This is a genomic window from Novosphingobium sp., from assembly GCF_019748365.1.
In the GTDB taxonomy this organism is placed as follows: Bacteria; Pseudomonadota; Alphaproteobacteria; order Sphingomonadales; family Sphingomonadaceae; genus Novosphingobium.
Genome location: NZ_JAIEPN010000208.1, coordinates 1 through 9,529, shown reverse-complemented (window position 1 = coordinate 9,529; position 9,529 = coordinate 1). Strand labels below are relative to the sequence as shown.

Here is a 9,529-nt window from a genome sequence, read left to right as displayed (position 1 = left end):
TGCTCGACATCGGGCTTCTGCATCATCTCGAGGAACTGGCGCGCATAGGCCGAGAGGCTCTCGACATAGCGGCGCTGGCCTTCGGCATAGATCGTATCGAACGCGAGGCTCGATTTGCCCGAGCCCGAAAGGCCGGTGATGACGATCAGGCTATCGCGCGGAAGATCGACGTCGATCCCCTTGAGATTGTGCTCACGCGCGCCGCGAATGGAGATGGTGCTGAGGGACATGGAGGCAGTCTGTTCCAGATTTGTTCGATTCCGGCAAGAGGCGCGCGGGCGTTTTGCGACACGTGGGTGGCGGGGGCCGCGATAGCAAGGTGGCGCGGGGGGCAAGGGGCTTCGGAGCGGATACTGTGTGGCGGGAGAGCTCCTTACCCCTCCGACCCGCTGCGCGGGCCACCTCCCCATTTGTGCTGCGCAAAAATGGAGAGGGCTTAGAGGGAGAGGGCCTTTGCGCCTGTCGGGCCGGTCCATGTCGCGCGGACGCGCCAGACGTGTTCGATGACGTCTTCGGAGAGGGCGGTTTGCGGGGGGCCGTCGGCGGCGAGGTGGCCGCTTTCGAGGACGATGACGCGGTCGGCGTGGTTCATCGCGTGGGCGAGGCTGTGGACGACGAGGACGACGCCGGTGCCTTGATCCGCCAGCTGGCGGAAATGCGCGAGGAGCGCGGCGGCGTGGGCGAGATCGAGGCTGGCGAGGGGTTCGTCGGCGAGGATCCAGCGGGGCCGGCCGGCAAGGACGCGGGCGAGGAGGACGCGGGCGCGTTCGCCGCCGGAGAGGGTGTGGATGCCGCGCGTGGCAAGATGCGCGCAATCGAGTGCGGTGAGCGCGGCGGCGGCGGCGGCATCGTCTTCGGCGCGCGCGGTGCGGTGCGGCAGGCGGCCGAGGCGGACGAGCGCTTCCACCGTGAGGTTCCATGCTGGTTCGGCATGCTGCGAGAGATAGCCGATATCCTGCGCGCGGCGGCGCGGCGCGATGGTGCTGAGCGGGGTTTCGCCGAGGGTGACGGGGCCGGGTTCAAGCCCGGCGAGCGCGCGCAGCAGTGTGGTTTTCCCCGCGCCATTGGGGCCGCAGATGGCGGTGAGCTCGCCGGGGCGGAGCGTGGTGGTGATCGCGGCGAGGCGCCCGGGAACGGCGAGGTTTGTGGCAGACAGGTTCATGCAAGCTCGCTCCTCAGGCGCAGGAGCAAGTGCAGGAAGAACGGCGCGCCGATCAGGCTGAGCGCGATGCCGATGCGCAGTTCACCGCCCGCGAGCGGGAGGAGGCGGCAGCAGCAATCGGCAATGAGCAGCAGGAGCGCGCCGCCGAGCGCAGAGGGCAGGAGCAGGCTGGAGGGGCGCTGGTCGGTATAGGGGCGCAGGATATGCGGGACGACAAGGCCGACGAAGCCGATGATCCCGGCGGCGGCGACCCCTGCCCCGACGACAAGGCCGGTGCCGAGGACAATGAGCCAGAGCAGGCGCGCGGGGTTCACGCCGAGGGAGCGGGCGGTTTCCTCACCCAACGTCAGTGCGTCGAGCGCGGGGGCGGCGCGGGAGAGGAGCAGGAGGCCGAGCGCGGTGGGCGGCGCGGCGAGCAGGACATCGTGCCAGGAGCGGCTTTCAAGGCTGCCCATGAGCCAGGTGACGATCTCGCTCAATGCGAAGGGATTGGGCGCAAGGCTGATAATGAGGCTGGTGAGCGCGCCGGACAGGCTGGCGAGCATGAGCCCGGCGAGCGCGAAAAGCGTGGTGCTGTTCTGCCCGCTTACATTGCCCGCGATCAGCGCGAGCGCGGCCATGGCAAGCGCGGCGCCGACGAGTGCAGCCAGCGGGAGCAGCACGCCGAGGCCGAGCGCCAGGCTGAGCACCGCGCCGAACGCGGCGGTGGGGGCGACGCCGAACAGGCCGGGATCGGCAAGCGGATTGCGCAAGTAGCCCTGCATGGCGGCCCCTGCTCCGCCGAGGCCGGCGCCGATGACAAGCGCGAGTGCGGCGCGGGGGGCGCGCAGTTCGGCGAGGATGATGGTGGCATTGGGGGCCTGGGGCGCGAGGGGGTTCAGCCAGACTTGCCCGGCGAGGAGCGACAGGGGGATGGCGAGCGCGAGGGCCGCGAGGAGGAAAGGGACGGGGCGGGTCATCGGCTGGCCAGCCGGCTGGGCGCAACATGCCCTCCCCCGACCCCTCCCGCAAGCGGGAGGGGAGATTGTAGCGCCACTGAACTCCCCTCCCGCATGCGGGAGGGGTTGGGGGTGGGCCCGAGCGCGCGCCGCACTTCGGCGAGGCGCTGGGAGGCGGGGATGATGGTGGGGCCGGCGCAATAGAGCAGGCGCGGATCGAGCGGGGCGCGGGTGGTGCCCTTGAGATGGGTGAGCGCGGGGTGGCGGAGGGCGCGATCCGACCCGGCGGCGAGGATCACGCGCGGGGGATCGGCGAGGACGCGTTCAAGCGGGAGCTGATCGGCCTGCCCCAGCCCGCGCGCGGCGGCGAAATTGGTGAAGCCGGTGTGGCGGAGGAGCTCGGCAATCAGCGTGCTGTCACCGGGGACGATGCCGCCGGGCTCCCACACGAGTGCGGGGATGGTCCGGGCGCCGGGTGCGGGGGCGGTTTGCGCGAGGGCCATATCGATGCGCGCGATCAGGGCCTCGCCTTTCGCAGGGTTTCCGGCGAGCGCGGCGAGCCCGCGGATCTGGGCGCGGCTTTCCTCGACCGTGCCGGCGATGCCGAGCGTTTCGAGGCGCAGGCCAAGGCGCCGGTAGGCCGCAGCGGTGGCCGGGGGGACGAAGGTGCCATCGACCACCACATCGGGGTGGAGGGCGAGGACTTCCTCAAGTGTGCCGCGGGTGGTGGGGTATTGCGCGGCCTTGGCCGGATCGATCGAGGCGGCGCGGGGATCGGCGCTGTAGTGCGAGAGGGCGAGGAGTTGGCCGGGGGCGGTGACTTCGGCGAGGATCGCGTCGGCGCAGGGATTGAGGCTGACGATCGTGGGGATGCGGTGGGTGGTATCACGCGGGGGTTGCTGCACGCAGGCGGAGAGGGTGATCGCGAGCAGGAGTGCTGTGGCGCGGCCCACCCCCGGCCGGTGGCGCTTGTTGCCCCCCTCCCGCTTGCGGGAGGGGTTGGGGGTGGGCCTGAGCGGCATCAGTAGCGCACTCTGAGGCCGGCGAAGGCGCCGCGGCCGACGGCGCTGTAGCCGGCGGCGGTGGGGATGCGGTTGTCGAAGACATTTTCGACGCGGGCGTAGAGCGTGACCTTGTCGTGCACGGGCAAGCTGGCGCGGATCGTGGCGATGGGGCCGCCTTCGAGGCGGACCGTGTTCGAGGCATTGTCGAAGCTGTCGCTGATGAGGCGCAAGTCCGCGCCGAGCGCCAGATGGGCGAACGGGGTTTCCCAATCGCCCGAGAGCGTGAGCGCGTGGCGCGGGCGGCGGGCGAGATCGTTGCCGAACTGGGCGCTGCCGGGGGTGAGATTGCGGGCGCGGGTATAGGTGTAGAAGCTGCGCAGGGTGAAGGCGCCCGACGGCTTCAGCACGAGTTCGGCTTCCACGCCTTCGGCGCGCGCCTTTCCGATGTTGTCATAGGTGCCGAAGGGGCGGTCGGTGCAGATGCCGTCTGTCTCGCCGAAGCACGAGACGAAGGCGATCAGATTGCGGCTGTCGCGGCGGAACAGGGTGACGGCGGCGGTGACGGGGCCGGACTTGTATTCAAGGCCTGCGTCGTAACTACGGCTGCGTTCGGGGCGGAGCGCGGCGTTGCCGAAGTCGCTGAGGAGCTGGAACAGCGTGGGGGCCTTGAAGCCCTCGCCATAACTGGCGCGCAGGCGCAGGTTTGGCGCGAGGCGGACGGTGCCGTTGGCGCCTAGGGTGGTGGCGTTGCCGAAGCGGCTGTGGTCGTCATAACGCAGGCCGGCGGCGAGCGAGATGGCATCGGTGTACCAGCCGAGCATGGCGTGGCCGCTGGTCTGGCGGGCGGTCTGGCGGGCATCGAAGGTGCCGGAATAGCGCGTCCATTCGCTGTCGGCGCCGAAATCGAGCGCGAAATTGGCGGGGAGCTGGGCGCGGCCGGTGAGATCGGCGCGGTGACTGCGGCCGCGGTAGCCATACGAAGGGGCGGTGCCGAAGGTGGGGTCGTAGTAGTCGCGCTTGGTGTCCGCGAGGGCGAAGCCGGTGTTCAGAGTGAGCCAATCGCCCTGGTAGCGCAGACCGGCGCGGCCGGAGAGCTGACGGGTGATCTGGTATTCGGGGGTATCGGCGAACGTGTAGTTCGGCGCGGGGAAGCCATCGATATCGGTGCGGGTATCGGCGTAGCGGGCGTTTGCGACGAAGGAAAGGCCGGGGGCGAGTTCGAGGCGGGCCTTGCCGCCGAGGCGCCACTGGCGGAAACCGTCGCGCTCGGTGCCGGTGGCGGCGGCGCTGACGCCGTCGGTGGTGGTGTAGCCGCCGGTGAGCGAGAGGGCGACCTTGTCCCTGGCAAGACCGGCAGCGGCCTCTCCGGCGAAGGAGCCGCGGCTGCCGCCTTCGGCGCTGGCTTCGATGCCGTCGAGCTCGCGGGTCTGGATGGCGATGACGCCGCCGAGCGCGGCGCTGCCCCAGGTGACCGAGTTGGAACCGCGCAGGACGTCGATGCGTTCCACGCCGCCGGTGGTGAGCGTGCCGAAATCGAAGCCGGCGCCGGGGGCGGCGACGTCTTCGACGCGGACGCCGTCGATGAGGACGAGGACCTGTTCGCTATCGGAGCCGCGCAGGCGGACGGCGGTGAAGGCGCCCGGGCCGCCGTTGCGGCTGAGCGTGAGGCCGGGGACTTGCTCAAGCGCGCGGGTGATATCCGGGCCTTGCAGGCGGTTCAGGTCGGCGGCGGTGAGGACGGTGATCGGCTGACCGGTCTGGTCGAGGCGCTGGGGGCTGCCGGTGGCGATGACGGTGATCTGGTCCGCCTGCTGGGCGAGCGCGGGGGTGGCGGCGAGGACAGATGCTATGGCAGCAAGATATTGGAACTTCACGCAGTTTCTCCACGGGCCCATGGACGTTGCCGTCCATGGCGGGAGGGAGCGCGGGGCCTTCATGGCGCGCTTCTCTCGCATGCGTCCGGTACACCCCGCCCGGCCGCGGAACGACCACACACCGGCAGGTTTCCTGGCTCGCCCGGGGTCATGGCCCCCTGCCCGCCTTCCCAGCCCCTTGCGGGTCCAGTGGCATCGTGGACAGGGCGCTATCCGGGCACAGTTGCGGGGGCAGCTCCGGGTGCAAGCCTTTGAAGACTTGTCCGGATTCCCTCTTAGCCCGCTTTCGCGGGCACCGGTGGCGTCGGGCGGTAAGGTAGCGGGACCTGCACTTTGGGGCAAGTGTTGAAGTAGAACCCCTCCGCCCCTTCGGGGCACCTCCCCATTTGTGCTTCGCAAGAATGGAGAGGGAAGAGGAAGTGCGGCGGATTTGGCGTTAACGCTCTGGCAGGGGCCTGTGCCTTAGCGGGACGGGGTGAATTGGCAGGATGCGCAAGCCCCGGAGAGGCCCTAGCGCTGAACTGCCGCCATATGAGTCCCTCTGTTCCATGCCGCTGATCATAGACTACCGGCCGGTGAAGCTGCCGCCCGAGGCACTGGCGCCTCGGCGGGTGGTGGTGCCTGTGGTTGAGCGGCCTCGCATTGAAGTCAACACGCCCTCCCCCAGCCCCTCCAGCAAGCGGGAGGGGAGTTTGAAGCGCTGGGCGGGGTTCGCGGGTGTGGCGGTCATCGGCTTTGCGCTGTGGCTGGCGGGGCCAGGGTGGATCGCGCCGGGGGTGCCTTCGGCGCAGGCGCGCGACGGGTTGCAGCCGTTTGAGCGGCCTGGGGAGAGCTTTCCGGGCTCGGCGTTCTATTATCTGGCGAATGACGACACGGGGATGCTGGCACCCGATGCGGCGAAATCGGCGTGGGATGCGCAGCTGGCGCAGATCCATGGCGACGATGCGGCGCCGGTGACCGGTATCGGCCCGGCAGCGAGGCCGATCATGGCGCGGGGCACGAGCCTTGACCAATCGCGCGCGCTGCAGTGCCTGACGGCGGCGATCTATTACGAAGCGGCGAGCGAGCCCGATGCGGGGCAGCGCGCGGTGGCGCAAGTGGTGCTCAACCGTGTGACGCATCCGGCCTGGCCGAACACGGTGTGCGGCGTGGTCTATCAGGGATCGGAGCGACCGGGCTGCCAGTTCAGCTTTGCCTGCGACGGCTCGATGGCGCGGCGCCCGGTTCAGGCTTTCTGGGAGCGGGCGCGGCGCGTGGCGGCGGATGCGCTGGCCGGATACGTCTATGCGCCGGTGGGGCTGGCGACGCATTACCACACCAGCGCGGTGCATCCCTATTGGGCAGACAGCCTGAACTTCATCGGCACGATCGGCGCGCACCGGTTCTATCGCTGGAGCGGCGCGGCGGGGCGGCCGATGGCCTTCAATGCGGTCTATGCGGGCGGCGAGCCGGTGGCGGCGCCGCATCCGCGCACGTGGATCCCGGCAGCGGCGGACGTGGCCGATCCGGTGCAGCTGGAGAAGGCGTTCGAGGCCGGGCGGATCGAGGCGCTCAAGGCGGCGCAGGCTGGGCCTGCTTCGGCAGGGCGCAATACGGCCTCGTTCGCCCAGCAGCCCTTGCCGACTTATGGCGAGCCGCGCGCGGCGGCCCCGCAGTTTGCCCCCGCCGTCGAGGCGCGCGGCGGCGATGCGCTCTATCGTGCGGGGCAATTGCCGGGCGGCGCGGCGGTCAATCCCGCCTATGAGAACGCAGGCAAGTGGATTGCCCAGCCGGGTGGCTGAATTTAGTCCGATACGGGCATAATCCGGCAGCGCGAACGGGCGATGCAGCTTCCCGACCTCTATGCAACATAATGTTTTAACACCGTTTATTTGCACCTAGGCAGGGTTAGCGAGACTTTTACCCTAAGGACGAACGTGCTGTTCATTTGCCGCTGCTAGACCCCCTGCAACGCGCAACCGAGGAGAGCCCCCCATGCTGCATTTCGCCCCTCGCTATGGGATCATCTCGCCCTGCCTGCATTGGCGGCTGAACTGGGGCGCGGTCCGCCCGCGCGCGCTGCGGGTGCCGCGTCCGGCCAACGACATCGGCGCTGTAACCAGGCGCGCGGCCCGCACGAACACTGGCAAGACACGAGAAGATGGCTTGCTGGAAGCGGCGTTGCGGCTGTTTGCCGCGCACGGGCTTTCGGCGGCGCAACGTGCGAGCGAGGCGGCGCAGATTGCTGCCGAAGGTGGCGACAGCGCGGCCGCCGAATGGTGGATTGCGGTCTGCGCAATGCTTGACGGGCCGATGGCAAAGGCCCTGCAACGCACGTTTGCAGCGCGAGCATCCTCGCAAGGCTGAGACCTTTAACCCTTTATTGCTATTGCAAACTGTTATCACAAAAACCCGCCAACTGGGGGTTTTTGCGCCTTGCAATCACCATCCTGCAGGCTTAGGTCGCTCCTATCCGTCTGGAATCCTTCCCGTCACTGCGGGACGCGGGGGGCCTAATGGCGGCAAGTTCGGGCGGCCGTTGCTGGCCGCGAGTCCCGCGTATCCGGGAAAGGATTGCAAAGGCATGGCTCGCAAGAAAATCGCGCTGATCGGCGCCGGCAACATCGGCGGTACGCTCGCGCACCTCGCGGCGCAGAAGGAACTCGGCGACATCGTGCTGTTCGACGTGGTCGAAGGCGTGCCGCAGGGCAAGGCGCTGGACCTTTCGCAGTGCGGGCCGATCGAAGGTTTCGACGCGAAGATCACCGGCAGCAACGATTATGCCGATATCGCGGGCGCGGACGTGATCATCGTCACCGCCGGTGTCGCCCGCAAGCCGGGCATGAGCCGCGACGACCTGCTTGGCATCAACCTCAAGGTGATGAAGGCGGTGGGCGAGGGCATCAAGAACAACGCCCCCGACGCCTTCGTGATCTGCATCACCAACCCGCTCGACGCGATGGTATGGGCGCTGCGCGAATTTTCGGGGCTGCCGCACAACAAGGTCGTCGGCATGGCCGGCGTGCTCGACTCGGCGCGCTTCAGCCACTTCATCGCGGATGAGTTCAATGTCTCGGTGAAGGACGTGAACACCTTCGTGCTGGGCGGCCATGGCGATACCATGGTGCCGGTGACGCGCTATTCGACCGTCAACGGCATCCCGGTGCCCGACCTCGTCAAGATGGGGCTTTCGACGCAGGAGCGCATCGACGCGATCGTGCAGCGCACGCGCAGCGGCGGCGGCGAGATCGTGGCGCTGCTCAAGACGGGTTCGGCGTTCTATGCGCCCGCCACCTCGGGCATCGCGATGGCCGAAGCCTATCTGGGCGACCAGAAGCGCATCCTGCCCTGCGCGGCCTATGTTGACGGCCAGTATGGCGTGGACGGGCTCTATGTCGGCGTGCCGGTGATGATCGGCGCGAACGGCGTGGAAAAGATCATCGAGATCGAACTGGATGAGGCTGACAAGGCCGGCCTCAAGGTTTCGGTCGATGCGGTGAAGGAACTGCTGGTGGCGTGCAAGGGGATCGACCCCTCGCTCGCCTGACGGAGCTGCGGGGCGCGAAGACTTGCCCGCAGCAGGTTCGCGCCCCGTTCAGATAAGTGGTTTTACGTGGGCGCCGGAGCGGGCTCCCTTTGCAGTGATATGGTTAAAGCGGCCAGTCCTGCGGGTTTCGCGTGGTTAGCATTTTGGGCGGTGCATGCCGCTCGTGGGAAAGTCGATTTTTCCGAAGCCCCACCCTCCCCGGGGCGAGAGGAGTGACACATGGGTTACGAAGAGCGCGCGTTTGAAGTGGATCCGTTGCAGGAGGGTCCGCAGGCAGGGCCTTCGTGGGCTTCCAGCCGCTGGCCGGTGACCGATCCGGGTGCAGGCGACGACCTGACCCGCGCGCTCGATCCGATGGCGCTGAAGCAGGAAATCGCCAAGGCGGCGAAGGCCGCGGGCGCGCCGATGGACGAAGCCGCGCTCGAAGCGGCGGCGGGCGCCTCGATCCGCGCCATGATGCTGGTGCGCACCTACCGCGTGCGCGGGCATCTGGCAGCGGACCTTGATCCGCTGGGCCTCGCGCGGCAGGAGCTGCCGGCGGACATCACCCCGGAATATCACGGCTTTGTGGGCCCCGACCTCGACAAGAAGGTCTTCGTCGGCGGCGTGCTCGGCATGCAATGGGCGACCCCGCGCGAGATCGTGGCGGTGCTGCAGAAGAACTACTGCGGCAAGGTCGGCCTTGAATACATGCACATCGCGGATGTGGAGGAGCGCAAGTTCCTGCAGGAGCGGATCGAGGGCGGTGACAAGTCCATCGACTTCACGCCCAACGGCAAGAAGGCGATCCTCGCGGCAGTGGTACGCGGCGAGCAGTACGAGAAGTTCCTCGGCAAGAAGTATGTCGGCACCAAGCGGTTCGGGCTGGATGGCGGCGAATCGATGATCCCGGCGCTGGAAGCGGTGATCAAGTACGGCGGCCAGATGGGCGTGCGCGAGATCATCTATGGCATGGCGCACCGCGGGCGGCTCAACGTGCTGGCGAACGTGCTGGCCAAGCCCTACCGCGTGATCTTCCACGAGTT

Annotated in this window: 8 protein-coding genes, 1 pseudogene and 1 riboswitch; of the genes and pseudogenes, 4 read left to right on the top strand and 5 right to left on the bottom strand. The window is 68.5% G+C overall.

The features are described from left to right. From K5Q19_RS21925 to K5Q19_RS21905, 5 genes are all read right to left on the bottom strand, one after another. Positions 1–230 (bottom strand): hypothetical protein (locus K5Q19_RS21925; protein WP_292949705.1); only part of this gene is annotated, 230 nt, incomplete at its 3' end. Positions 231–436: 206 nt separating this feature from the next. Next, positions 437–1,162 (bottom strand): ABC transporter ATP-binding protein, encoded by a 726-nt coding sequence (locus K5Q19_RS21920; protein ID WP_292949702.1) that lies wholly within the window; start codon positions 1,160–1,162, stop codon positions 437–439. Further along, on the bottom strand, positions 1,159–2,121 hold the full coding sequence (locus tag K5Q19_RS21915; RefSeq protein ID WP_292949699.1) for an iron ABC transporter permease: 963 nt from the start codon (positions 2,119–2,121) through the stop codon (positions 1,159–1,161). The genes K5Q19_RS21920 and K5Q19_RS21915 overlap by 4 nt, the downstream gene beginning before the upstream one ends. Beyond that, positions 2,118–3,122 (bottom strand): ABC transporter substrate-binding protein, encoded by a 1,005-nt coding sequence (locus tag K5Q19_RS21910; RefSeq protein WP_292949696.1) that lies wholly within the window; start codon positions 3,120–3,122, stop codon positions 2,118–2,120. The genes K5Q19_RS21915 and K5Q19_RS21910 overlap by 4 nt, the downstream gene beginning before the upstream one ends. Beyond that, positions 3,122–4,978, bottom strand: a complete 1,857-nt coding sequence (locus K5Q19_RS21905; protein ID WP_292949693.1) for a TonB-dependent receptor — start codon at positions 4,976–4,978, stop codon at positions 3,122–3,124. Before K5Q19_RS21905 ends, K5Q19_RS21910 begins: the two co-directional genes overlap by 1 nt. 105 nt (positions 4,979–5,083) lie before the next feature. Further along, a riboswitch (cobalamin riboswitch) is annotated at positions 5,084–5,293 on the bottom strand. A 233-nt stretch (positions 5,294–5,526) separates the two neighbouring features. Here K5Q19_RS21905 and K5Q19_RS21900 point away from each other — a divergent pair. The 4 genes and pseudogenes from K5Q19_RS21900 to sucA form a co-directional block, all read left to right on the top strand. After that, positions 5,527–6,759, top strand: coding sequence for a cell wall hydrolase (locus K5Q19_RS21900; protein ID WP_292949691.1), 1,233 nt, complete (start codon positions 5,527–5,529; stop codon positions 6,757–6,759). A 193-nt stretch (positions 6,760–6,952) separates the two neighbouring features. Then, positions 6,953–7,324 (top strand): hypothetical protein, encoded by a 372-nt coding sequence (locus tag K5Q19_RS21895; protein WP_292949688.1) that lies wholly within the window; start codon positions 6,953–6,955, stop codon positions 7,322–7,324. A 217-nt stretch (positions 7,325–7,541) separates the two neighbouring features. Next, the gene (mdh, locus tag K5Q19_RS21890; RefSeq protein ID WP_292949685.1) at positions 7,542–8,504 is read left to right on the top strand and encodes a malate dehydrogenase; all 963 of its coding nucleotides are present in this window, start codon (positions 7,542–7,544) and stop codon (positions 8,502–8,504) included. A 219-nt stretch (positions 8,505–8,723) separates the two neighbouring features. Next, a pseudogene (sucA, locus tag K5Q19_RS21885) lies at positions 8,724–9,529 on the top strand (2-oxoglutarate dehydrogenase E1 component); the annotation flags it as partial.